Source organism: Pseudomonas sp. FME51 (genome assembly GCF_014897305.1).
Genome location: NZ_JABUYN010000009.1, coordinates 58460 through 83012 on the forward strand (window position 1 = coordinate 58460; position 24553 = coordinate 83012).

Here is a 24553-nt window from a genome sequence, read left to right on the forward strand (position 1 = left end):
TACAAGAGGTAAGACCATGCAAACCAATCTCACCGAACAGGCACGCAAGCTGCCGCGCGCCGAAGAGGCAGAAAGCATTCTGCGCTCGTGCGTGCACTGCGGCTTCTGCAATGCCACCTGCCCGACCTATCAGCTACTGGGTGACGAGCGCGACGGCCCGCGCGGGCGCATCTATCTGATCAAGGCGTTTCTCGAAGGCGAAGCCACCACCCGGGAAACCCAGCTGCATCTGGACCAGTGTCTGAGCTGCCGCAATTGCGAAACCACCTGCCCGTCCGGCGTGGAGTACCACACCCTGCTGGATATCGGCCGCGAAGCCATGGCTGAGCAGATCGAGCGTCCGCTACAGCAGCGCATGCTGCGCTCGGCGCTGCGCCACGTGGTACCCAATGCACCGGTTTTCAACACCCTGCTCAAGACCGGCCAGGCGGTACGCACCTTCATGCCGGCAGCGGTCAAGGACAAGATTCCGGCCAAGGCTGTCACAGCCAAGGCACGCCCAGCACCACGTCACGCCCGTCACGTGCTGATTCTCGAGGGCTGCGCCCAGCAGGGCCTCTCGCCCAACACCAACGCCGCTGCGGCACGGGTGCTGGACCGCCTGGGCATCTCAATCAAGCCGATCAGCGAGGCCGGTTGCTGTGGCGCGGTGGATTATCACCTGGACGCCCAGCAGGCCGGCCTGGACCGTGCCCGGCGCAATATCGACGCCTGGTGGCCGGCCATCGAGAACGGCGCCGAGGCGATCGTCCAGACTGCCAGCGGCTGCGGGGCCTTCATCAAGGAATACAGCCACCTGCTCAAGGATGATCCGGTCTATGCTCAGAAGGCGGTCAGAGTAAGTGCCCTGGCGCTGGATCTGGTTGAACTGCTGGAAAAGGAAGACCTGCAACCCCTGCAGGCCAAGACCACGCAGAAGCTGGCTTTTCACTGCCCCTGTACCTTGCAGCACGCCCAGAAACTGGGTGGCCGGGTCGAGCCGGTTTTGCGTCAGCTCGGCTTCAGCCTGACCCCGATTGCCGACGGTCATCTATGCTGTGGTTCCGCCGGCAGTTATTCCATCACCCAGCCCGTGCTGGCCAAGCAACTGCGTGATAACAAGATGAACGCGCTGGAGGCCGGCCAACCGGATACCATTGTCACTGCCAATATCGGCTGCCAGACCCATTTGGGTTCAGCCAACAGAACCCCCGTGCGCCATTGGATCGAAGTCGTCGAAGACGCACTCAACTGACTATCAGGAGATAACAATATGCTGAGCAAACCCGTACTGACCCTCGAAGAAGCCAATCGCATGATCGACGCGGCCTTCGCTGAAGCTGAAAAGAACGAATGGAAGGTCACCGTCGCTGTGGTCGATGACGGCGGCCATATTCTGGCCATGCGCCGGATGGACGGCTGCGCGCCGATTGCTTCCTACATTGCCCCACAAAAAGCGCGCAGCGCCGCACTCGGCCGCCGTGACACCAGTGAGTTCGAAGCCATGATCAATGGCGGCCGCACCGCGTTCCTGTCTGCACCGGAAGTCTCCGGCCTGCTCGAAGGTGGCGTGCCGCTGAAAGTGGAAGGCCAGGTTGTCGCCGCCATCGGCGTTTCCGGCGTCAAGCCGGATCAGGATGCTCAGGTCGCCAAAGCCGGCATCGCCATATTGTAATCCGAGGAGAACCCTGTCATGACTCAACGCACCGACATTCAGGGCCTGCAGATAGATCCGGTCCTGCATCAGTTCATCGAGCAGCAGGCATTGCCGGGCACTGGCGTCGACGCCGCGGCATTCTGGACCGGTTTCAGTGAACTGGTCCATGACCTGGCGCCGAAGAACCGTGCCCTGCTGGCCGAACGTGACCGCCTGCAGACCGAGCTGGATCAGTGGCACAGCGCCAACCCCGGCCCGATCCGCGACATGGCTGCATACCGCGAATTCCTGACCTCCATCGGCTATCTGAAGCCAGTGCCGGCGGACTTCCGCATCACCACCGCCAATACCGATATCGAGATCACCCAGCAGGCCGGTCCGCAGCTGGTGGTTCCGGTCATGAACGGCCGTTACGCGCTGAACGCCGCCAACGCCCGCTGGGGCAGTCTGTATGATGCCCTGTACGGCACCGATGCGATCGCCGAAGACGATGGCGCCGAGCGCGGCCCGGGCTACAACCCAGTGCGCGGCGACAAGGTCATCGCCTTTGCCCGTGACTTCCTCAACCAGAGCATCCCGCTGCAGCAGGGCGACCACACCCAGGTCGAGTCCTACCGCGTTGAGGACGGTCAACTGCAGGTGACCCTGCTGTCGGGCCAGACCACCGGTCTGCAGAACCCGGCGCTGTTCGCCGGCTACCAGGGCAACCCGGCCACCCCGGATGCGCTGCTGTTCGTGCACAACGGCCTGCATTTCGAGATCCAGATCGACCGCGAGCACGCCATCGGTAAGACCGACGCTGCCGGCGTGAAAGACGTACTGATGGAAGCGGCGGTATCCACTATCATGGACTGCGAAGACTCCATCGCCGCCGTGGACGCCGAAGACAAGGTGCTGGCCTACGGCAACTGGCTGGGCCTGCTGCGCGGTGACCTTGAAGAGCATATGGAAAAGGGCGGCCGTGCGATGGTCCGCCGGCTCAACCCCGACCGTCAGTACACCACCGCTGACGGTGGCGAACTGTCCCTGCATGCCCGTTCGCTGCTGTTTATCCGCAACGTGGGTCATCTGATGACCAACCCGGCGATCCTGCTGAAAGACGGCAGTGAAATCCCCGAAGGCATCATGGACGCGGTCTGCACCAGCCTGATCGCCATCCACGACCTGCAGCGCAAGGGCAACTCGCGCACCGGCAGCATCTATATCGTCAAACCCAAGATGCATGGTCCGGACGAAGTGGCCTTCGCCAATGAGCTGTTCGGTCGCGTTGAGCAGCTGCTCGGCCTGCCGCAGAACACCATCAAGATGGGCATCATGGACGAGGAACGCCGCACCTCGGTCAACCTCAAGGCGTGTATTGCCGCGGCCAGCGCCCGGGTCGCCTTCATCAACACCGGCTTCCTCGACCGCACCGGCGACGAAATGCACACCGTGATGCAGGGTGGTCCGGTACTGCGCAAGGGTGACATGAAGCCCACCGCGTGGATTCAGGCCTACGAACGCAACAACGTGCTGGTCGGCCTGACCTGCGGCCTGCGCGGCAAGGCACAGATCGGCAAGGGCATGTGGGCCATGCCGGACCTGATGGCGGCCATGCTCGAGCAGAAGATCGGTCATCCCAAGGCCGGCGCCAACACCGCCTGGGTTCCCTCGCCGACCGCCGCCGTGCTGCACGCGCTGCACTATCATCAGGTCGACGTGCAGGCCGTCCAGCAGGAGTTGGAGAAGATCTCCCTGCAGGACGAGCAGGACGCTCTGCTCAACGGTCTGCTGACCGCGCCGCTGGCCGAACAGGCCAACTGGAGCAACGAGGAAAAGCAGCAGGAACTGGACAACAACGCCCAGGGTATCCTCGGCTATGTCGTACGCTGGGTAAACCAGGGTGTAGGGTGTTCCAAGGTGCCGGATATCAACGATATCGGCCTGATGGAAGACCGCGCCACTCTGCGCATCTCCAGCCAGCACATGGCCAACTGGCTGCACCACGGCGTGGTCAGCAAGGAGCAGGTGATCGAGACCTTCGAGCGCATGGCCAAGGTAGTGGACCAGCAGAACGCCGGTGATCCGGAGTACAGCGCCATGGCCACCGACTTCGCCAACTCCCCGGCCTACCAGGCGGCACTGGACCTGGTGTTCAAGGGGCTGGAGCAGCCCAGTGGCTACACCGAGCCGCTGTTGCACCACTGGCGTCAGGTCGCCAAGGCGCGCTGATCCGCGTCTGACCGCAGTGTGACAACGCCCCCTCTTTCGGGGGCGTTGTCTTTTGCCTGTTTTATCTGTTTTCTGTCCTTTCGGTCCCTTCTACCGCCCACGGCACCCACTCAACCGACCGCCGGTTGCAGGCGATACCTGAACGGCGTCGCACTGCGATAGCTTCGACTTGCCAGCACGCTGATTGAATGCAAGTCTTAGCTTCTCATCGAAGGAGTGACATACCATGATCCGGTTACCGCTGCCCGGCACCCTGTGTGCCCTGCTAGTACTGGCCAGCCCAGTATCGGCGCAGATCTATTCCTGGACCGATGCGCAAGGAAACCGCATCTATTCCGACCAGCCTCGCCCCGGCGCCAGTACTGTCGAGCTGCGACCGACCAATGTGATCGAACCAGCACCTGTCGCCACCCCGGCGCGCAGCAATGATCAGCAGGCCGACACCTCTCGCAGCGCCAGTTTCTACCGCGAACTGAGTATCAGCAGCCCCGCGCATGACAGCAGTATCCGCAGCAATGAAGGCGATCTGACTCTGGTGATCCAAACCGATCCTCCGCTCAGCGGCAGTCACCTGCTGCGTGTCGTCGTGGACGGTACATTGAGCGATGCCGGCGTGCCCGGTAACGGTTCCGCAGTGCACCAGCTGACAGTGCGCAATGTTGACCGTGGTAGCCATCAGCTCGCTGTCGCGGTGGTCAATGCGCGCAGCGAAGAACTGCAACGCAGCTCGCCGATCACCGTGCACCTGCAACGCACCTCCCTCAATCAGCCCGGGCGCGGCGGCGCCAACCAGGCCCCCAGAGCACCTGCCGCTCCCCGTGCGCCTAACGTGCCCCGACCCGGTGCCGGTGGCTGACCTTCCTAGCGCACCACTTTGGTGCGCATGCCCTTTTTTCGTGCCATAGTGGCGTATCGACCGGATACCGCCCGAGCAGCCTGCTGAGCCTGCGGGCCGCCAGGCATCGCCTGCGCCCAGTGCGCACACCAACCTGGTTCGCTTCTTGCAATCCACTTTTTGCAATCATTGCCGACAGCCGCCCATAGCGCCGTGGATATCAACCTATGCTCCCTGATCATTTCCTGCGCCAGATACTGGACAACCTCACCACCGGAGTACTGCTGCTGGATGAGGGATTGCGGGTCAATTACATGAACCCCGCTGCCGAGATGTTGCTGGAAGTCAGTGGCCATCGGGTTACCGGCCAGCGTCTCGACAGCCTGTTCAGCGACTCGGCGGAGTCACTGCCGTTCCTGCGCAATACAGTGGCCAACGGACACCCGTTCACCAAGCGCGAAGCACAATTGCACCTGACCAATGGCCAGACCCTGATCGCCGACTATTCGGTTACCCCGGTCAACGCGCTGGAGGCCAACTGGGTGTTGCTGGAACTGCTGCCGCGGGATCGGCTGTTGCGTATCACCAAGGAAGAGGCGCAGCTGTCCAAGCAGGAAGTGACCCGGGTGCTGGTGCGCGGATTGGCCCATGAGATCAAGAATCCGCTGGGCGGCATTCGCGGCGCGGCTCAGCTGCTGGCGCGCGAACTGCCCGATGATGAGCTGCAGGACTATACCGACGTGATTATTCAGGAGGCTGATCGCCTGCGTAATCTGGTCGACCGCATGCTCGGCCCGTACCGTCCACCGCTACTCACCTGCATCAATATCCACGAGATTACCGAGCACGTCTGCAGCCTGGTGGAAGCCGAGACCCAGGGCGAGCTGCAGATCCTGCGCGATTACGATCCGAGCATTCCGGACCTCATGGCCGACCGCGAACAACTGATTCAGGCAGTGCTGAACATAGTGCGCAATGCCATGCAGGCATTGCTGGCCGCCCCGGGCACCCTGCATGGCCAGATCACCCTGCGGACCCGCACGCTGCGCCAGTTCACTATCGGCCCAAAGCGCCATCGACTGGTGTGCCGGCTCGAGATCACCGATAACGGCCCCGGCATCGAAGCGGGCATCATCGACAGCATCTTCTACCCGATGGTCAGCGGTCGCGCTGACGGCACTGGCCTCGGTCTGTCGATCACCCAGAACATCATTACCCGGCACCAGGGCTTGATTGAATGCGAAAGCGTGCCAGGTTGCACCCTGTTTACCCTGTTTCTGCCGCTGGAAACCACTCCGGGAGAGGACGAATGACTCGAACTGATAATGTCTGGATTGTCGATGATGACCGCTCCATCCGCTGGGTACTGGAAAAGGCCCTGCAGCGGGACGGCGTGCAGCCGGTGTGCTTCGACAGTGCCGACAGCGCCCTGGCCCGACTGAACCGCCAGGAATGCCCGGACGTGCTGATCAGCGATATTCGCATGCCCGGCACCAGCGGACTGGAATTGCTGTCGAGCATGCGTGAGCGGCATCCGAAACTGCCGGTCATCATCATGACGGCGCACTCCGACCTGGACAGCGCCGTGGCCTCCTATCAGGGTGGCGCCTTCGAATATCTGCCCAAACCCTTCGATGTGGACGAAGCGGTAGCGCTGGTGCGCCGGGCGCTGGCACACAGCCGTGAGCAGGAGGAGCATGAAACCGATGGCGGCATCAGCCACACACCGGAAATCATCGGCGAAGCGCCCGCCATGCAGGAGGTATTCCGCGCCATCGGCCGGCTGTCGCACTCCAATATCACGGTCCTGATCAACGGTGAATCCGGCACCGGCAAGGAGCTGGTCGCCCATGCCCTGCACCGCCATAGCCCACGGGCACGCAACCCTTTCATTGCGCTGAACATGGCGGCCATCCCCCGCGACCTGATGGAGTCCGAGCTCTTCGGTCACGAAAAAGGCGCCTTCACCGGCGCCGCCGTGCAACGCCGGGGGCGTTTCGAGCAAGCCGACAGCGGCACCCTGTTCCTCGACGAGATCGGCGATATGCCCGCGGAAACCCAGACCCGACTGCTGCGGGTACTGGCAGACGGCGAGTTCTACCGGGTCGGCGGCCATACGCCGATCAAGGTCGATGTGCGCATCATCGCTGCCACTCATCAGGACCTGGAAGCGCTGGTCCAGGCCGGCAGATTCCGCGAAGATCTGTTCCACCGCCTGAATGTGATCCGCATTCATATTCCACGGCTGTCCGAACGGCGGGAAGATATCCCGGCGCTGGCCCAGCACTTCCTGTCCCGGGCAGCTCAGGAGCTGGCCGTAGAGCCCAAGGTGCTCACGCCACAGACCCAGGACTATCTGCGCAGCCTGCCATGGCCGGGTAACGTGCGCCAACTGGAAAACACCTGCCGCTGGATCACCGTCATGGCCTCCAGTCGTGAAGTCCTGGTCGAGGATCTGCCCCCCGAATTGCTTACTCAACAACGGGATGGAGCAGTCGATGCCAACTGGGAGCAGAGCTTGCGCTCCTGGGCCGATCAGGAGCTGGCCCGTGGTACCACCCAATTGCTCGATCAGGCGGTGCCCGCGTTCGAGCGCATCATGATCGAGATCGCTCTCAAACATACTGCTGGAAGACGCCGGGATGCTGCGCAACTACTGGGCTGGGGACGCAACACCCTGACCCGCAAGATCAAGGATCTGGGGCTGGATGTCGATGGCACGGATGATGATGAAACCGAATGATCATGCTGCTGCAACCAAACTGGCACACTAACTGCCTAATCTGCAATGGGCGTTTTTGGGGTGGCTCCAGTTCAGGCAGGCTGGGGTCGCCTTTTTTTCAACCGGCTCAATGTGTATCCGATTTGTTGGACCGGGGCGCAGAAAGCGTCATCTCTTCAATAGTGAAATCCTGGGCATGGGTCCGAAACGAACCGCCACTTCCAGGCAAGCACCGGGCCAGAACTTCTGTGCCCACTTGAAATCAACGGAGTCCAATCGTTTCCAAACGCAGCCAATGCGCCGGCGGATTGAGTAGCAAGTGTCGCAAGGTGTCGAGCATGGTGGTTATTTTTTTCTGGCTCGGTCCGGCCTCTTGCAGGCATTCGAACAGCAGTCCGGAGATACAGCTCTGGAATACGTCACAGACCAGCTCGACATCGAGATGTTCGGACAGCTCACCGTCGGCTATGCCATTGTCCAGCAGTAGGCGCAGTTGCCCAATGAAGCTGCTGCGGATCCCTTGCAAACGCGACGCCACCGGGTCGTGACCGGCCACCCGCTCGCTTTTATGCAGCATGATCCTGGACAACCGACGCGATATATCATCGTTCATGGTTTCTTCCAGTGCCTGACATAGCAGCTCCCAGCCAGGCATGAAGGCGATTCCCGAAGGAATAGCTCGCTCAAATGGCAGAGGTTGCTCACTCAGCAAGGCTTGCAGCAGGCCCTGCTTGCCCTTGAAGTGCCAATAAATAGCACCTCGGGTGACCCCGGCTTCCTGTGCGATCGCTTCCAGCGTGGCGCCAGCAATACCGTCCCGGCAGAACACCCGGGCACCAGCGCTGATGATGCCTTGCCGTGTCAAGGCGGCGTCCTTACGCGTTGTTTTAGCCATGGTCGTGGACTCTCAAGCCTGCCGCAGGGGATGCCCGATGGCTCGCTCTATGTCCTGCTTGCAGGCCAGCAAGGCCTCACGGATAAGCTCGACCCTCGGCTGAATCCGCGCAGTCGGCGCCACCACAGCCAGGGCAAACAGCCCCAGGTAGGTATCCAGTGCAACCGCACAGGAACCGACCCCTTCGACACACTCATCCATATCACTGCTCACCTTGTTTGCATGAACACGCTTCAGTTGCTCGAGCAACCGGGGCAGGCTGAGCGTTTTCGCTGTCAGCGCCGGCAGTGGCTCGGGTAGCAGGCTGCGAACGCTTGCTTCAGGCATTTCACTGAGCAGTACCTTGCCAGCAGAGGTCGCGTAGGCCGGGGCATGGACGCCGATGGGAAACACCACCCGCAACTCCCGCTCGGCAACAATGCGGTCGATGATGTAGACCTTGTCGCCGGACAACGAACTCAAGCACACCGACTCCTGTAACTGTTCAGACAGGCACTGCAGATAGGAGCGGGTCAGGGAAATGATGTCCGTCTGGGTCTGATTGATAAGCTGCCCGAGAGCCGGCCCCAACCGCACCCCCCCTCCCGGACCAGCATGTTCCACCAGCATCTCCTCCGCCAGAGCATTGATGATGCGCTGCACCGTGGACCGCGGCAGCCCCACTTCCTGGGCGATGGCTGCCAGACTCAGGCCCTGCGGGGCCTTGCCCAGGGCACGCATGATCTGCGCGGCCCGGGCAATCACCTGGATGCCTGCTTGCCTGGGGTGATCCGGTTCATGTGGTTGACTCATTCTTTTCTCCATAAATACGGCGCTCGTACCGAATCACAATGCCGGGGGCGGCACACACTGCTCTGCTGCCCCCTGATATACCTGAGCTTGCATGCTTTTACCACGTCCAAACCCGATCGTAGACATATCGTCTTGCAAAAACCCTTACATAAAAGACCGCTTGCCGATACACTATACCGCATTACGATACATGCCGTTTATACCGAATGGAGAAATGCCGGTGAAGTACTCACGAGTTTTGCGCGTTGCAAAGGTAGCCCCTTTGGCAGCGCTAACGCTGTTTCTGGTTGGCTGCGGCCAGCCAACGGATGAGCAATCACAGGCCCCACGCATTCCGGAAGTCGGGGTGTATACCGTTGAGGCCAAGGCGCTGACGCTGACCACCGACCTGCCCGGACGTACCAGCGCTTACCGCGTAGCTGAAGTCCGACCACAGGTCACCGGCATTTTGCAGGAGCGGCTGTTCACCGAAGGCAGCGAGGTGGAAAAAGGGCAACAGCTGTATCAGATTGACCCACGCACCTATGAAGCGCAGTTGGCTCGTACCGAAGCCAACTTGAAAACCGCGGAGAATCTGGCCAAGCGTTATAAGCGGCTGCTCAGCACCAACGCCGTCAGTCAGCAGCAATACGATGACGCCATGGCCGGCTGGCAACAGGCCCGTACGGCGGTGGAAGTGGCACGCATCGATGTGCAGTACACCAAGGTACTGTCGCCGATCTCCGGCCAGGTCGGCCGCTCGGCGGTCACCGAGGGTGCACTGGTCACCAACGGCCAGCCACAGGAACTGGCCACCGTGACTCAGCTTGACCCCATCCATGTCGACGTCAGTCAGCCCATCACCAGCCTGTTACGACTGCAAAGTGCTTTGGAATCCGGCCGCCTGCAGTCCAGCGGAGAAAATCAGGCAAGGGTCAGGTTGCAGCTGGATGACGGCAGTGCCTATCCCCTACCCGGTACGCTGAAATTCTCTGAGGTGACGGTCGACCCGAGCACTGGCGCCGTGACCCTGCGCGCCGAGTTCCCCAACCCTGACCGCAAGCTGTTACCCGGCATGTTCGTACGCGCGCAATTGCAGGAGGGGGTGCAGGAAAATGCCATCCTGGTGCCGCAACAGGCGGTATTCCGCGATACCCGCGGGGTGGCCAACGCCTGGGTGGTCAAGCCAGACAATACCGTCGAGCAGCGCGAGCTGGAAACCCTGCGCACCGTCGGTAATGCCTGGTTGATCGGCAGCGGTATCAATGATGGCGAGCGTGTAATCACCGAGGGCCTGCAGTTGGTGCGCAACGGAACCGAAGTCGCTCCGGTTGCGGCCGGCAATATCAATCTGGTTGCCGAGTTTGGCCTGCCGGTCACCGCCGCAGCCAACTGAGGAGAGCCCCCATGCCGCATTTTTTCATTGACCGGCCGATCTTCGCCTGGGTCCTGGCCATCGTAGTGATGATCGCCGGTGCCCTGTCGTTGAAAACCTTGCCGATCAGCCAGTACCCCAATATCGCCGCCCCGGCAGTGAGTATCAGCGTCGCCTACCCCGGCGCCTCGGCGGAAACCGTGCAGGACACAGTGGTACAGGTCATCGAGCAACAGCTCAGTGGTCTGGATGGGTTCCGCTATATGTCCTCAAATAGTAACTCCGATGGCAGCGCGCAGATCATCGTGACCTTCGAGCAGGGCACCGATCCTGACATTGCCCAGGTGCAGGTGCAGAACAAGCTGCAGCTGGCCACTCCAAAACTGCCCGAGGAGGTTCAGCGCCAGGGCATCCGGGTGGTCAAGTATCAGGTCAACTTCATGCAGATCATCGCCCTGGTCGATGAAAGCGGGCGCATGGATAACTTCGACCTGGGCAACTATATCGCCTCCAACCTGCAGGACCCGATCTCGCGTATCGAAGGCGTCGGCGACTTCATGTTGCTCGGCTCACAGAATGCCATGCGCATCTGGCTGGATCCGACCAAGCTCAACAGCTATCAATTGACGCCTGGCGATGTGGCCCAGGCCATCCGCGAACAGAACGTGCAGGTTTCTTCTGGCCAGCTCGGCGGCCTGCCCGCGCATTCCAACGTACAGCTCAATGCGACGGTGATCGGCAGCACCCGCCTGAGCACGGCTGACGAGTTCCGCGAAATTCTCATCAAGGTCAACCAGGACGGCTCTCAGGTCCGCGTCAAGGATGTTGCCGAGGTCGGTCTGGGCGCTGACAGTTACGCCATCTCGGGCAACTTCAACGGTTCCCCCGCTGCCGGTATTGCCGTACGCCTGGCGCCTGGCGGCAACTTGCTGGAGACCGTCAAGAGCGTCCGCGCGGTGCTGGATCAGCAGGAAGCCTTTCTGCCCGATGGGGTGAAGATCGTCTATCCCTACGACACCACGCCGGTGGTCGAAGCGTCGATCAGCTCGGTGGTACATACCATCATCGAGGCCATTGTGCTGGTGTTCCTGGTGATGTACCTGTTCCTGCAGAGCTTCCGCGCCACGCTGATTCCGACCCTGGCCGTGCCGGTGGTCTTGCTCGGCACCTTCGCCCTGTTGCCGCTGTTCGGCCTGAATATCAACGTGCTGACCATGTACGCCATGGTGCTGGCCATCGGTCTGCTGGTGGATGATGCCATCGTGGTGGTGGAGAACGTCGAACGTCTGATGCATGACGAAGGGCTGTCGCCACTGGAGGCCACGCGCAAATCCATGCACCAGATCAAGGGTGCGCTGGTCGGTATCGGCATGGTGCTGTCGGCGGTGTTCATTCCGATGGCCTTCTTCGGCGGCTCCGCCGGCATCATCTATCGCCAGTTTGCGGCCACCATCGTAATCGCCATGAGCCTCTCGGTGCTGACCGCGCTGATCTTCACCCCTGCGTTGTGCGCCACCTTCCTCAAAGCCCCCGAACCCGGTGCGCATCAGGAGAAGAAAGGCTTCTTCGGCTGGTTCAACCGTGTTTTCGATCGGGGCACCCAGCGCTTCGAACGGGGTGTTGGCGGCATGTTGCATAGGCGCGGCCGCTATCTGCTGGTGTTTCTGCTGACCGTCGGTGGCACCGGCTGGCTATACACCCAGATACCCGGTGCCTTCCTGCCTGACGAGGACCAGAGCCTGCTGATGGTGGAAGTGCGCATGCCCGCCAACAGCTCGGCCGAGCGCACCGAAGCGGTGCTGACCGACGTGCGCAATTACATGCTGGAGGATGAACAGGTCATTGTCGATTCGGTGATGACCGTCAACGGCTTCAACTTCGCCGGCCGGGGCCAGAATTCGGGTATGGCCTTCGTCCAGCTCAAGGATTGGGCGGAACGCAGCGATTCCGGCCAGGACGTATTCAGCCTTGCCCAGCGCGCCCAGCAACGTTTTGCCCAGATCAAGGATGGCCAGGTACTGGTCTTCCCGCCACCGGCAATTCTGGAAATGGGTAACGCCATGGGCTTCAACTTCTATCTGCAGGATAATAGCGGGTTGGGGCACAACCAACTGATGGCCGCCCGGGATCAATTCCTGACGCTGGCCAACCAGGACCCGGTGCTGATGGCAGTACGCCCCAACGGCAAGGATGACGAACCGCAGTTCCGCGTCAATATCGACCGCGAGAAGGCCCGCGCCCACTCGCTGAGCATCGCCGCGATCAACGAAACCATGTCCGCCGCCTGGGGGTCGATGTACGTCAACGACTTCAACGACCAGGGCCGGGTAAAACGGGTCTATCTGCAAGGCAATATGGACTCGCGCCTGGCCCCCGAGGACTTCGACAAATGGTACGTGCGCAACCAGCAGGGCGAGATGATCCCGTTTGCCTCCTTCGCCACCGGCCAGTGGACCTACGGCTCGCCGAAGATGGAGCGCTACAACGGCATTTCCTCGGTGGAAATCCTCGGCCAGCCGGCGCCCGGCTACAGTACCGGCGATGCCATGCTGGCCATCGAGCGGATCATGCAGGAACTGCCACCGAGTATCGGCCTTGCCTATACCGGCCTGTCCTATGAGGAAATCCAGACCGGCGGCCAGGCACCGATGCTCTACGCGCTGACCGTGCTGATCGTGTTTCTGTGCCTGGCCGCGCTGTATGAGAGCTGGTCGGTCCCGGTCGCGGTGATTCTGGTGGTACCGCTGGGGATCATTGGCGCGGTATCGGCCACTCTCTTGCGCGACCTGACCGCCGATGTGTACTTCCAGATCGGCCTGATGACTACCGTCGGCCTGACTGCGAAGAACGCCATCCTGATCGTCGAGTTTGCCAAGGACCTGTATGAAAACCAGGGCCGCAGTCTGGTACAGGCCGCCATCGAAGCCTCTCGGCTGCGACTGCGTCCGATCCTGATGACGTCGCTGGCCTTCACCTGCGGGGTAATGCCCATGGCCCTGGCCAGCGGTGCCGGCCAGGGCAGTCAGCACTCGATCGCGACTGGCGTGGTCGGCGGGATGATCACCGCCACAGTACTGGTGGTGTTCTTCGTGCCGCTGTTCTTCGTGCTGGTGGTCAAGTTGTTTGAAGGCAAGAAAGGCAAAGCTGCTGTGGAAGATGCCAGCGCCGCAGGAGACACACTATGAAAATCCGCTATCTGACTCTGGCTGTCGCCCTCGGTTTGTCCGGCTGCAGCCTGATTCCCGAGTACCAGCAACCATCCTCGCCGGTAGCCGATGCCTGGCCGCAAGGCGCAGCCTATGCCGGAGCGGAGCCCACCGCTGCTGGCGCGATGCCGCTGGATCGGCGCACGTTCTTCCAGAACCCGCAGTTGCAGCAACTGCTTGATCTGGCGCTGGAAAACAACCGCGACCTGCGCCAGGCCGCGCTGAATGTCGAGGCCTACCGGGCACTGTATCGCATCCAGCGCTCCGAACTGCTGCCCAGCATCGGCGTGGATGGCAGCGGCAACCGGCAACGGCTACCCAGTGACCTGTCGCCCTCTGGCGAGTCCGGCATCAACAGCCAGTACGGCGTCGGCCTCGGCACCAGTGCCTGGGAACTGGACTTGTTCGGGCGGATACGCAGCCTTCAAGGCGCCGCGCTGGAACGTTATCTGGCTACCGAAGAGGCCCAACGCAGCGTACAGATTGCGCTGGTCAGCGACGTGGCCAATGCTTGGCTGGCGTGGAATACCGACCACGCCCTGCTGGAGCTGACCCAGGCCACCTTGGACAGCTACCGCGAGAGCCTGGAGATGGTCGAAGCCAGCCATGCCGGTGGCATTGCCTCGGCACTGGATGTACGTCAGGCCCGCAGTCTGGTGGAACAGGCCCGGGTACAGCTGGCGCTGTATACCCGCCAACTCGCCGAAGACCACAACGCCCTGCAGTTACTGATGGGCACCAGCATCCCGTCGGAGTTGCTGCTGGGCACCGAGCTGGATGCACCCTTGCTGGCCGACCTGCCCGCAGGCCTGCCGGCGGATGTATTGCAGCAGCGGCCGGACATCCGCGCCGCTGAGCATCAACTGCGCGCCGCCAACGCCGATATCGGCGCAGCCCGCGCTGCATTCTTTCCCAGCATCAGCCTGACCGCCTCTGCCGGCACCGCCAGCGCTGACCTGGATGGCCTGTTCGACGGCGGCTCCGGCACCTGGAGCTTTATTCCGCAGATCAATATTCCAATCTTCACTGCGGGCCGGCTCAAAGCCAACCTGGAGTACAGTGAGATCCAGCGGGACATCAACGTTGCCCGGTATGAACAGAGCATTCAGACCGCCTTCCGTGAAGTGAGTGACGGACTGGCCGCAAGGGGCACCTTTGATGAACAGCTGCAGGCGCAGAACGATCTGGTAGTGACCACCAGCGAGTATTACGAACTGGCCCAGCAACGTTATGACGAGGGCGTCGACAACTACCTCGTGGTGCTCGATGCCCAGCGGGAACTGTTCGCCTCACAACAACAGCAACTCGTCTACCGTCTGCAGCAGCTGACCAGCGAAGTGGCCCTGTATCGCGCCCTGGGCGGTGGCTGGCAATCCGCCGAGGCTCCGGCACCACAGACAACCAACAAGGAGACCTGATGAGCAAGCACAATAAACTGACCGCCCTGACCCTGGCAGCACTGGCGAGTACTGCCCTGGCCGTGGCTCCGGTACACGCCCATGACAACGACAATCACGTTTCCGCCTCCGTCGGTGTTACCGGCCAAGGTGAGATGACCTGGCGCGCCAGCCTGTCCCACGACTGGGACAAGCACTGGTGGCAAAGCGAGCGGGGCTACCTTACTGGCTACTGGGACACCGCTTACACCTATTGGGAGGGCAGCGAAGCCTCGGGCGCGCACTCCCTGTCGTTCAGCCCCGTGCTGGTTTACCAGTTCAATGGCAACCGCGTGCGCCCCTTCGTCGAGTTTGGCATCGGTGTATCCCTGTTCTCCTCGACCGACGTGGGCGAGCGTGACATGGGCTCGGCTTTCCACTTCGAGGATCGTCTGGGCGCTGGCGTAGTGCTGCCGAGTGGCAGCCGCCTCGGTGTGCGCGCCATCCACTACTCCAACGCAGGAATAAAACAGCCAAACGATGGCATCGAAAGCTATGCGCTGTTCTACAGCCAGGCGTTCTGACTGTTTTGTACGTTTCCGGCAGATGACAAAAAGGCAGCTCACACCGTGGGCTGCCTTTTTTTATGCCGCTACCGCCCTATCCTTCTACGTCCACGCTCGGCAATTCAGTTACACTCAGCTGCGTTTTTTTGCGGACCCTTCTGCCATGTTTCACATCGCCCTGTTAGAACCGGAAATCCCACCCAATACCGGCAATATCATCCGCCTGTGCGCCAACACCGGCTGTCAGCTGCATCTGATCGAACCGCTGGGTTTTGAACTGGATGACAAGCGCTTGCGCCGCGCCGGGCTGGATTACCATGAATATGCACCGGTGCAGACCCATGCCGATCTGGCCAGTTGCCTGGCCAAGGTGCAACCCAACCGGGTGTTTGCGCTCAGCACCAAGGGCCGTCATTGCTACAGCGAAGTCAGCTACCAGCCGGGAGATCTGTTCCTGTTTGGGCCGGAAAGCCGCGGCCTGCCGGCTGATATCCGCGACGCCCTGCCGCCGGAGCAAGTGCTGCGCATTCCCATGCATCCGGACAACCGCAGCCTGAATCTGTCCAACAGTGCTGCGGTACTGGTCTACGAAGCATGGCGCCAGCAGGGGTTCGTCGGCAGCTGAGGGACAGTGGCCGATCTGGCCGGCTTGCGCAACGGTGGGAAGGGACGCAGAGCGTCCCGGCAGGCATTCCCACGCAGAGCGTGGGAACGATCAGTGGTTGCTCAAGGAGGGCAACTTGAGGCTTGAAGCTGTTCTCAGCGCGTCTTGATGACGATCTTGCCCACCGCCTGGCGTGTGGTCAGGGTGGTCAGCGCGGCTTCATACTGATCCAGCTCGAAGGTCTGGGATACCAGCGGCTTGAGCTTACCTTCGCTAAACCAGCTGAACAGCTGACGGAAGTTGTCGAGGTTGGCCTGTGGCTCACGAGTGACAAAGGCACCCCAGAACACACCGACCACCGCAGCGCCCTTGAGCAGCGCCAGGTTGGCGGGCAACTCGGGGATCCGGCCACTGGCAAAACCGACCACCAGCAGACGCCCTTTCCAGTTGATGCAGCGCATCGACTGATCGAACAGATCGCCGCCTACCGGATCGTAGATCACATCGGCGCCCTGCCCACCGGTCAGTGCCTTGACCTGCTCCTTGAGATCGCCTTCGCTGTAATTGATCAGCTCGTCGGCACCCGCCTGGCGCGCGATCTCGAGCTTTTCATCACTGGAGGCAGCGGCGATGACACGGGCACCCATGGCCTTGCCGATTTCCACGGCGGCCAGACCAACACCACCGGAAGCACCGAGCACCAACAGAGTCTCACCCGGCTGCAGATTGCCGCGCTGGGTCAGTGCATGCATGGAGGTGCCGTAGGTCATACTGAAGCCGGCAGCGGTGGTGAAATCCATATCGTCGGGCATCGACAGCACATGGGTGCCGGCAGCCGCGACCTTCTCGGCAAAGCTGCCATAGCCGGTCAGCCCCATGACCCGATCACCCGGTTTCAGATGAGTGACCTGCTCACCCACGCTGGCCACCACGCCGGCCGCTTCACCACCGGGAGAAAAGGGGAATGCCGGTTTGACCTGATATTTGCCCTCGATGATCAGGGTATCGGGGAAGTTGACGCCCGCGGCATGGACGTCAATGACGACCTGGTTTTCCTTGGCCACCGGATCGGCGGCCTCTTCCAGCGACAGCGTGCTGGCAGGTCCATAGGCTTTGCACAGTACGGCTTTCATGATGGCTCCTTGATTGAATTTTCCACAGTCTAGCCGTGCCAGCGGCAGTCGGGTCAATCACCATACCGGTGGTTGATCAGCTGGCATAAGACAACTGCCAGCCGCGGAAAATTCAGTCAACCCGGCCCTCCGCCCTTACTGGCTCAGATAACGCGCCACGTAGGTATCAAAATCAATGCTGTCCGCCGCTTCCAGCTCGGCCTGATCAATCAGTGATTGCCGGGCCACAGTGACGGCATCCTGCTGCTCGCGGCTATCCAGCGGGCGCGACAGGAAATGTTCACGATGTGCTTCGGACTGTGCCAGGGCAAAGCGGAAGAAGCTGTTGCCATGTTCGCCCATGGCTTCCAATACCCGTGCCGACGGCGTCAAGGAGGCATCCTGCAGCTTGGCGCGTTGCAGTTGCAGGCTGTCGCTGTGCGCGCTGGTCTGCTGGGCATCGTCCAGCAGCCTGGCACAGGCCGCTATATTGTCCAGCAGGTGCTCGCCCCATTCGCTCAGGCTGCATGGCTGCCCCTTGCGCGTCAGCTGCAGACCCGGCTCGCGACCACGTTTGACGGTGAGCGCGAAATTCTCATTACTCAACCGGCACTCCTCTTCGGACATCGCCGGACTCTCGGCCAGCGCACAGAACAGCAGGAAGCTGTCGAGGAAATGCGCCGTGCTCGGCTCAATACCCAGCGGCGAAAAGGGGTCAATATCCATGCAACGTACTTCGACGTATTCCACTCCCCGTGCGCCCAGGGCATGCACCGGCTTCTCGCCACTGTGGGTCACCCGCTTGGGGCGGATCGAACTGTAGAATTCATTCTCGATCTGCAGCAGGTTGGTGTTGAGCTGCTGCCATTGCCCGTCCGCATCATGGGTGCCCAGCGCCGCATAAGGCGCATAGGGCAGACTGATGGCCTTCTGCATGCTGGCAATATAGCTTTCCAGACTGTTGTAGCAGACGCTCAGTCCCGCCTGGGCATCGTTGTTGTAGCCCAGATCGCTCATGCGCAGACTGGTGGCGTAGGGCAGATACAGACTCTTCTCGCCCAGTGGCTCCAGCTGATGATCACGCCCCTGCAGAAAGCTCGCGCACAGCGCCGGCGAAGCGCCGAACAGGTACATCAGCAGCCAGGCGTAACGGTGGAAGTTGCGGGTCAACGCCACGTAGCGCTCGGACTGATAATCCTGCGGGCTGCGCGCGTCTCTATCCTGCTGGCGCAACGCCTCCCATAGCTGGGGAGCCAACGAGAAGTTGTAGTGGATGCCGGCAATGCACTGCATTGGTTTGCCGTAACGCACCGCCAGACCGCGCCGGTAGACGTGCTTGAGCATGCCGACGTTGGAGCTGCCGTACCAGGCAATCGGAATATCCTGGTCACGCGCGGGCAAGGCACAGGGCATGGACTCGGTCCACAGCCGCTCCTCACCCAGCTCGCCATAGGTGAAGCGATGCGTGCTGTCGAGCCGTTGGAACAGCTCCTCGATATTCCCGCACACCGGCGTGATCAGCTCGATCAGCGCCTCGGAGTAATCCGTGGTGATGGTCGGATGGGTCAGCGCCGAACCCAGTCCGGCGGGATGTGGCTGCTGTGACAGGGCGCCCTGCGCATCAATGCGCAGGCTTTCCTTCTCGATACCGCGCATGCAGGCATTGAGGCTGTCACGCAGTGACGGTTGCGCCAGCAGGTCGAGTCGTTGGTTCAACAATGGTGACAAGCGTGTCACTCCTCAAACAGGGAAAACAACTGGCTCCGGTTGAACGGTGCCACTTCAGCAATCAGCAGATCAGATGCGCGCAAAGGTACCCAGACACTTGGCCACCAATGTGCCGTCCTGCCAGACCTCGCCATCGACCACCATGGTGCGGGTACCCGCGTGTACTACCTTGGCCCGGCACTCCAGCACACCGCCGGTGACAGCGCGCGTGTAGTTGATCTTGCATTCAATGGTAGCGGTTGTCTCATGGTCGTCCAGCCGCGCATACACAGCCGCACCCATGGCCGAGTCCAACAGCGAGAATGTCACCCCGCCATGCACGCGCCCACCGGCATTGAAATGTTGCGGACCGATCTCCAGGCGCATGCTGCAGCCGTCCTGCTCCAGACTGATCAGCTCCAGGCCCAGCGTCTGGGTAAAGGCGCTCATGCGATTGTCGTGAATATCATTCAGCTTCGGGTGGCTCATGGTTATCGCTTCTTCAGATTCTTGGCATTGGCAAACAGGTTGGCAAACGTACCACCGGTATCCGGCTTGGTGCCAGCATGGTTTTTGTCCGCGCGCGGCTGACGCGAGCGGTTGTTGCGCTCGCCTGCCGGTGCGCTGTTGCGCCCTCCGGCAACCTCACCGGGCTGGTCGCCCATGCGCATGGTCAGGCTGATGCGCTGACGCGGTATGTCGACTTCCAATACCTTGACCTTGACGATATCGCCAGCCTTGACCACGTCACGCGGGTCCTTGACGAAGCTGTCGGCCAACATGGAAATGTGTACCAGACCATCCTGATGCACGCCGATATCGACGAAGGCGCCGAAATTGGCCACGTTGCTGACCACGCCTTCCAGCACCATGCCGGGCTTCAGGTCACTGATCTTTTCCACGCCGTCCTGAAACGCAGCGGCCTTGAACTCGGGGCGCGGATCGCGACCGGGCTTGTCCAGTTCGGCGATGATGTCGGTGATGGTCGGAATACCGAAGTGTTCGTCAGTGTAACGCGCCGGCTCGACCGTACGCAGGAAGCTCGAATCACCGATCAGGCTGCGAATGTCGCGTCCGGTCTGCTCGGCGATGCGCTTGACCAGCGGATAGGCCTCCGGGTGCACCGCTGAGGCATCCAGCGGGTTGCTGCCATTCATTACCCGCAGAAAGCCCGCCGCCTGCTCGAATGTCTTGTCACCCAACCGGCTGACCTTGAGCAGCTCGCGACGGCTGCCGAAGGCGCCGTGCTGATCGCGGTAGTCGACAATGTTGCGCGCAATGGTCGGATTCAATCCCGAGACCCGCGTCAGCAGCGGCGCCGAGGCCGTGTTCAGATCCACGCCCACGGCGTTTACACAGTCTTCCACCACCGCATCCAGACTGCGCGCCAGCTTCAGCTGGGACACGTCATGCTGATACTGCCCGACGCCGATGGCCTTGGGCTCGATCTTCACCAGCTCGGCCAGCGGGTCCTGCAAGCGGCGGCCGATGGACACCGCGCCGCGGTAGGTCACATCCAGATCCGGGAATTCCCTGGCGGCCAATTCCGAGGCCGAGTACACCGAGGCGCCTGCTTCGGAGACGGTGATCTTCTGCATTTTCAACTCGGGGCAGAGCTTGAGCAGATCGCCGGCGAGCTTGTCGCTTTCCCGCGAGGCGGTACCGTTGCCGATGGCGAGCAGATTGACCTGATGCTGGCGACTCAGCGCGGCCAGTACCGCCAGCGACTGATCCCATTGATTGCGCGGCGCATGCGGAAAGATGGTGGCGGTATCCACCAGTTTGCCGGTGGCATCGATCACCGCCAGCTTGACCCCGGTACGCAGACCCGGGTCCATGGCCAGGGTGACACGCGGTCCAGCCGGCGCGGACAACAGCAGATCCTTGAGATTACCGGCAAATACGCGAATGGCTTCGTCTTCCGCCGCTTCCCGCAGCTCGCCCAGCAGTTCGGTTTCCAGGTGTCCGGAGAGTTTGACCCGCCAGGTCCAGCGCACCACCTCGCCCAGCCATTTGTCCGCAGGCCGGCCCTGATCACGGATCTGCGTCGCCTCGGCGATCATGCCCTCGCAGGGATGGCTGATCGTGGCTGGAGCATCCGGCTCACCGAGCTCCAGGGCGATATTCAGCACACCCTCGTTGCGGCCCCGCAGGATCGCCAGTGCGCGGTGCGATGGCACATTGCGCAGCGGCTCGTCGTATTCGAAATAGTCACGGAACTTGGCACCCTCCTGTTCCTTGCCCGCTACCAGCCGCGAGACCACTCGGCCGTCCTGACGCAATGCCTGGCGCAGACGTTCAAGCAGTCGCGCATCCTCGCTGAAGCGCTCCATGAGGATGTACTTGGCGCCATCCAGCGCTGCCTTGATGTCCGCCACGCCCTTGTCGGCATCGACGAAATCGGCAGCCAGCTGCTCGGGATCGACACCCGGATCGGCATACAGCTGCTCGGCCAATGGCCCGAGACCAGCTTCCAGAGCAATCTGGCCCTTGGTGCGGCGCTTGGGCTTGTATGGCAGATACAGATCTTCGAGAGTGGTCTTGGTCTCGGCCTGACGAATGTCGCGCTCCAGCTCGGCGGTCAGTTTACCCTGCTCGCTGATACTCGAAAGAATACTCTGGCGCCGATCTTCCAGCTCACGCAGATAGCGCAGTCGTTCCTCCAGGTAGCGCAACTGGGTATCATCCAGACTGCCGGTCACTTCCTTCCGATAGCGGGAGATGAAGGGCACGCTGGCGCCTTCGTCAAGCAGGGTGACACTGGCGACAACCTGTTCGGGGCGCACTGCCAGTTCGGTGGCGATACGCGAGGCAATACTATCCATGACTGGGCATCCACATCAGTTAATCTCAGGCGCAGCAGTATAACCGAGTCGCCGCTGCGGTACGCAGCCTTGCCCGCATACGCTGATCATGGATCAGGTTCGCCAATGCAAGAAACCTCTTGTAACAATGGCCGGCCCCCTGTACGACTGGCATCAGCGACAATATATTTCTTCGAAAACGATGGTGTCCGTATGAGCAATGAAGGCGAGAAAATCCTGATCGTAGATGACGACGCACGTCTGCGTCGCCTGCTTGAACGCTTTCTCAGCGAACAAGGCTACCGTGCCCGCGCGGTCGAAGACACAGTACAGATGGACCGGCTACTGGATCGAGAGCTGTTTTCACTGATTGTGCTGGATCTGATGCTGCCCGGTGAAGATGGGCTCAAGGCCTGCGCGCGCTTGCGCGAGCGTGGCACCACCACGCCGATCATCATGCTGACCGCCAAGGGCGACGAGACCAGCCGTATTCAGGGCCTGGAACTGGGCGCGGACGATTATCTGCCCAAGCCCTTCAACCCCCGCGAACTGGTCGCCCGGATCAAGGCCGTATTGCGTCGTCAGACGCCGCAGATTCCCGGCGCGCCCTCGGCCGATGACAATGAAGTCACCTTTGGTGATTTCGTGCTCAGCCTGGCGACCCGCGAACTCAAGCGCGGCGACGAAGTGCACATGCTGACCTCCGGCGAGTTCTCGGTACTCAAGGCGCTGGTGCATCATCCGCGCGTACCGCTGACCCGCGACAAACTCATGCAATTGGCCCGCGGACGTGAATGGGATGCGCTGGAGCGCTCCATCGACGTGCAGATCTCCCGTCTGCGCCGCCTGCTCGAACCCGATCCATCCAAGCCGCGCTATATCCAGACTGTCTGGGGTGTCGGCTATGTCTTTGTTCCGGATGGCCAGCAACAGTGAAGGGCGGTCCCGGCTGGCACCCGCTGCTGCCGCGCAGCTTTTTTGCCCGCACTCTGCTGCTGGTACTGCTGGTCACGCTGTTCTCGAAGATCCTCACGCTGGTCTATCTGATGAGCAACGAGGACCTGCTGGTCGACCGTCAATACAGCCATGGCAGCGCCATGCTGGTACAGGCCTACTGGGCCAGCGGCCCCGATGCCCGAGCAGATCTGGAAGAACTCACCGGCCTGGAGCTGGTGCCCGAAAGCCTGGTTCCCGCCGGAGAAATTCACTGGCCCTACTCCGGGGTCTTCACCAATCAATTACGTGACGAGCTCGGTGACCGCACCCAGATCCGGGTGCAGACCCAGGAGCAGCCTGCCATCTGGGTGCACCAACCCGGCTACGGCGATCAATGGTTGAAGGTACCGCTCTATGCCCACCCCCTGCGCGGACAGCGGATCTGGCTGGTGGTCAGCTGGCTGGGCCTGATCGGCATGCTCTCCACCGGGGCAGCCTGGATCTTCGTACGCCAGCTCAACCGGCCGCTGAAGACGCTGGAGCGGGCTGCACAACGCATCGGCCAGGGTCACAGCGTACGCCTGCTGGATACCAGCGGCCCGGCGGAGATCGCCGAGGTCTACCGCGCGTTCAATCAGATGGCGCAGGATGTGGAACAGGCCAACAGTGACCGCTCACTGCTGTTGGCAGGGGTATCCCATGACCTGCGGACGCCATTGACCCGCATGCGCCTGTCCACCGAGCTGATGTCGGATGTCGAACCGGAACTCACTGAAGGCATGATTCGCGATATCGAGGACATGGATGCGATTCTCGACCAGTTCATGGCTTATATCCGTGACGGCAGCGCCGAGCCTTGTGAGCCCTGTGATCTGAATGGGTTGATTCGCGAAGTGGTTACCCCAGTGAACGCCAGTGAGGAGCTGGTACGCCTGTGCCTGGAGCCCGTGCCCGAGTTGCTGCTGCGCCGCCTGTCGATCAAACGCCTGTTGACCAACCTGATAGAAAACGCCCTCAACCATGGCGGCACCGGTGTGGAGATCTGCAGCCACCTGGAACCCAGCGCAATTCATCCCTGCGTCGTGGTCAGCGTGCTGGACCGCGGCCCCGGGATCGACCAGAGCGAAGGGGAAGATCTGTTCACGCCCTTCATCCGTGGTGACCGCGCCCGCTCTACCAAAGGCACCGGGCTGGGCCTGGCGATCGTCAAGCGCATCGCCGACAGCCACGGCATCAGTGTGCAGCTGCTCAACCGCGCCGGTGGGGGTACTGAGGCGCGGTTACTGTTCCCGGTGCAGGCGTCCTGAGCAGGTCAGGCCCGCAGAACGCCCACCTGCTCCAGCGCCCGCTCGATGGCCGCCAGATCCGGAATCAGCAGGGTGTCCGCTTCATCGGCCAGACGTACCGGTTGGCTGATGAATTCGCTGGCACTGCCCGCGGCTTCGATTTCTCCGCGCAGCACCTTCTTCGAACGGGGAATGCCGCGCACCCGCAGAGCGATGAAGCTCAGCCCCGAGCTCTCGCCTACTGCGTTTAGGATCAAGGCACGTGGTGCCTGCGGCGGCTCCTCTGCAAACTGGCCCAGTAACACTTCCGGATCGATGACCGGCACCCGCTGATCCCGCCACAGGGTCCAACCGAGAAACCATGCCGGCCCCTGCTCCGCCGCCTGGTTCAGACGATAGCCGACCAACTCCGCCACTGCCACGTTGGGCAGCAACAGGGATTGCTCCGCCAACGGGACAACCAGGCCATTGAGGCTTTCCAGTGCATCTGACATTCCGTGAATCCTCTTGA

At 61.6% G+C, this 24553-nt stretch carries 20 protein-coding genes; 13 read left to right on the forward strand and 7 right to left on the reverse strand.

The features are described 5' to 3' along the window. The first annotated feature begins 16 nt into the window (after positions 1-16). From glcF to ntrC, 6 genes are all read left to right on the forward strand, one after another. On the forward strand, positions 17-1234 hold the full coding sequence (gene glcF / locus INT39_RS15875; RefSeq protein ID WP_193074974.1) for a glycolate oxidase subunit GlcF: 1218 nt from the start codon (positions 17-19) through the stop codon (positions 1232-1234). An 18-nt stretch (positions 1235-1252) separates the two neighbouring features. Further along, a complete protein-coding gene (locus tag INT39_RS15880) occupies positions 1253-1654 on the forward strand; it encodes a GlcG/HbpS family heme-binding protein (RefSeq protein ID WP_193074975.1) in 402 nt (133 codons plus the stop codon). Between the two features lie 18 nt (positions 1655-1672). Beyond that, a complete protein-coding gene (locus INT39_RS15885) occupies positions 1673-3847 on the forward strand; it encodes a malate synthase G (protein WP_193074976.1) in 2175 nt (724 codons plus the stop codon). Between the two features lie 226 nt (positions 3848-4073). Continuing rightward, complete coding sequence (locus tag INT39_RS15890) at positions 4074-4703, forward strand: DUF4124 domain-containing protein (protein WP_193074977.1); 630 nt, start codon at positions 4074-4076, stop codon at positions 4701-4703. 206 nt (positions 4704-4909) lie between these two features. After that, positions 4910-5995 carry a nitrogen regulation protein NR(II) gene (gene glnL / locus INT39_RS15895; protein WP_193074978.1) on the forward strand — a complete coding sequence of 362 codons (1086 nt, stop codon included), beginning with the start codon at positions 4910-4912 and terminating at the stop codon, positions 5993-5995. Further along, positions 5992-7425 (forward strand): nitrogen regulation protein NR(I), encoded by a 1434-nt coding sequence (gene ntrC, locus INT39_RS15900; RefSeq protein WP_193074979.1) that lies wholly within the window; start codon positions 5992-5994, stop codon positions 7423-7425. The genes glnL and ntrC overlap by 4 nt, the downstream gene beginning before the upstream one ends. A gap of 241 nt (positions 7426-7666) precedes the next feature. Here the strand turns inward: ntrC and INT39_RS15905 are convergent, their stop codons facing one another. Together INT39_RS15905 and INT39_RS15910 are read right to left on the reverse strand one after the other, a co-directional pair. Further along, positions 7667-8299 (reverse strand): TetR family transcriptional regulator, encoded by a 633-nt coding sequence (locus INT39_RS15905; RefSeq protein ID WP_193074980.1) that lies wholly within the window; start codon positions 8297-8299, stop codon positions 7667-7669. Positions 8300-8311: 12 nt separating this feature from the next. Next, positions 8312-9091 carry an IclR family transcriptional regulator gene (locus INT39_RS15910; RefSeq protein WP_193074981.1) on the reverse strand — a complete coding sequence of 260 codons (780 nt, stop codon included), beginning with the start codon at positions 9089-9091 and terminating at the stop codon, positions 8312-8314. A gap of 214 nt (positions 9092-9305) precedes the next feature. Here INT39_RS15910 and INT39_RS15915 point away from each other — a divergent pair, with 214 nt between their 5' ends. From INT39_RS15915 to trmL, 5 genes are all read left to right on the forward strand, one after another. Further along, positions 9306-10466 (forward strand): efflux RND transporter periplasmic adaptor subunit, encoded by a 1161-nt coding sequence (locus tag INT39_RS15915; protein WP_193074982.1) that lies wholly within the window; start codon positions 9306-9308, stop codon positions 10464-10466. Positions 10467-10477: 11 nt separating this feature from the next. Beyond that, entirely contained in the window at positions 10478-13630 is a 3153-nt protein-coding gene (locus tag INT39_RS15920; RefSeq protein WP_193074983.1) for an efflux RND transporter permease subunit, read from the forward strand. Further along, positions 13627-15069 carry an efflux transporter outer membrane subunit gene (locus INT39_RS15925; protein ID WP_193074984.1) on the forward strand — a complete coding sequence of 481 codons (1443 nt, stop codon included), beginning with the start codon at positions 13627-13629 and terminating at the stop codon, positions 15067-15069. Before INT39_RS15920 ends, INT39_RS15925 begins: the two co-directional genes overlap by 4 nt. Next, the gene (locus tag INT39_RS15930) at positions 15069-15611 is read left to right on the forward strand and encodes an acyloxyacyl hydrolase (protein WP_193074985.1); all 543 of its coding nucleotides are present in this window, start codon (positions 15069-15071) and stop codon (positions 15609-15611) included. Before INT39_RS15925 ends, INT39_RS15930 begins: the two co-directional genes overlap by 1 nt. Positions 15612-15756: 145 nt before the next feature. Further along, positions 15757-16218 (forward strand): tRNA (uridine(34)/cytosine(34)/5-carboxymethylaminomethyluridine(34)-2'-O)-methyltransferase TrmL, encoded by a 462-nt coding sequence (trmL, locus tag INT39_RS15935; RefSeq protein ID WP_193074986.1) that lies wholly within the window; start codon positions 15757-15759, stop codon positions 16216-16218. Between the two features lie 134 nt (positions 16219-16352). On the opposite strand, the gene INT39_RS15940 is transcribed toward trmL, so the two are convergent. The 4 genes from INT39_RS15940 to INT39_RS15955 all read right to left on the reverse strand — a co-directional run bounded on the left by INT39_RS15940 (position 16353) and on the right by INT39_RS15955 (position 21841). Then, positions 16353-17330: an NADPH:quinone oxidoreductase family protein gene (locus tag INT39_RS15940; RefSeq protein WP_193074987.1), complete on the reverse strand. Its 978-nt coding sequence runs from the start codon at positions 17328-17330 to the stop codon at positions 16353-16355. Positions 17331-17465: 135 nt separating this feature from the next. Continuing rightward, positions 17466-19037, reverse strand: coding sequence for a glutamate--cysteine ligase (gene gshA / locus INT39_RS15945; RefSeq protein ID WP_193074988.1), 1572 nt, complete (start codon positions 19035-19037; stop codon positions 17466-17468). 69 nt (positions 19038-19106) lie between these two features. After that, entirely contained in the window at positions 19107-19505 is a 399-nt protein-coding gene (locus INT39_RS15950; protein ID WP_193074989.1) for a PaaI family thioesterase, read from the reverse strand. A gap of 2 nt (positions 19506-19507) precedes the next feature. Next, a complete protein-coding gene (locus INT39_RS15955) occupies positions 19508-21841 on the reverse strand; it encodes a Tex family protein (protein WP_193074990.1) in 2334 nt (777 codons plus the stop codon). Positions 21842-22033: 192 nt separating this feature from the next. Here INT39_RS15955 and ompR point away from each other — a divergent pair, with 192 nt between their 5' ends. Both ompR and INT39_RS15965 read left to right on the forward strand, forming a co-directional pair. Beyond that, positions 22034-22756 (forward strand): two-component system response regulator OmpR, encoded by a 723-nt coding sequence (ompR, locus tag INT39_RS15960; RefSeq protein ID WP_193074991.1) that lies wholly within the window; start codon positions 22034-22036, stop codon positions 22754-22756. After that, a complete protein-coding gene (locus INT39_RS15965; protein ID WP_319021374.1) occupies positions 22753-24063 on the forward strand; it encodes an ATP-binding protein in 1311 nt (436 codons plus the stop codon). The genes ompR and INT39_RS15965 overlap by 4 nt, the downstream gene beginning before the upstream one ends. Before the next feature lie 5 nt (positions 24064-24068). Here the strand turns inward: INT39_RS15965 and INT39_RS15970 are convergent, their stop codons facing one another. Next, positions 24069-24536, reverse strand: coding sequence for a chemotaxis protein CheW (locus INT39_RS15970; protein ID WP_193074992.1), 468 nt, complete (start codon positions 24534-24536; stop codon positions 24069-24071). Between the last annotated feature and the right edge of the window lie 17 nt (positions 24537-24553).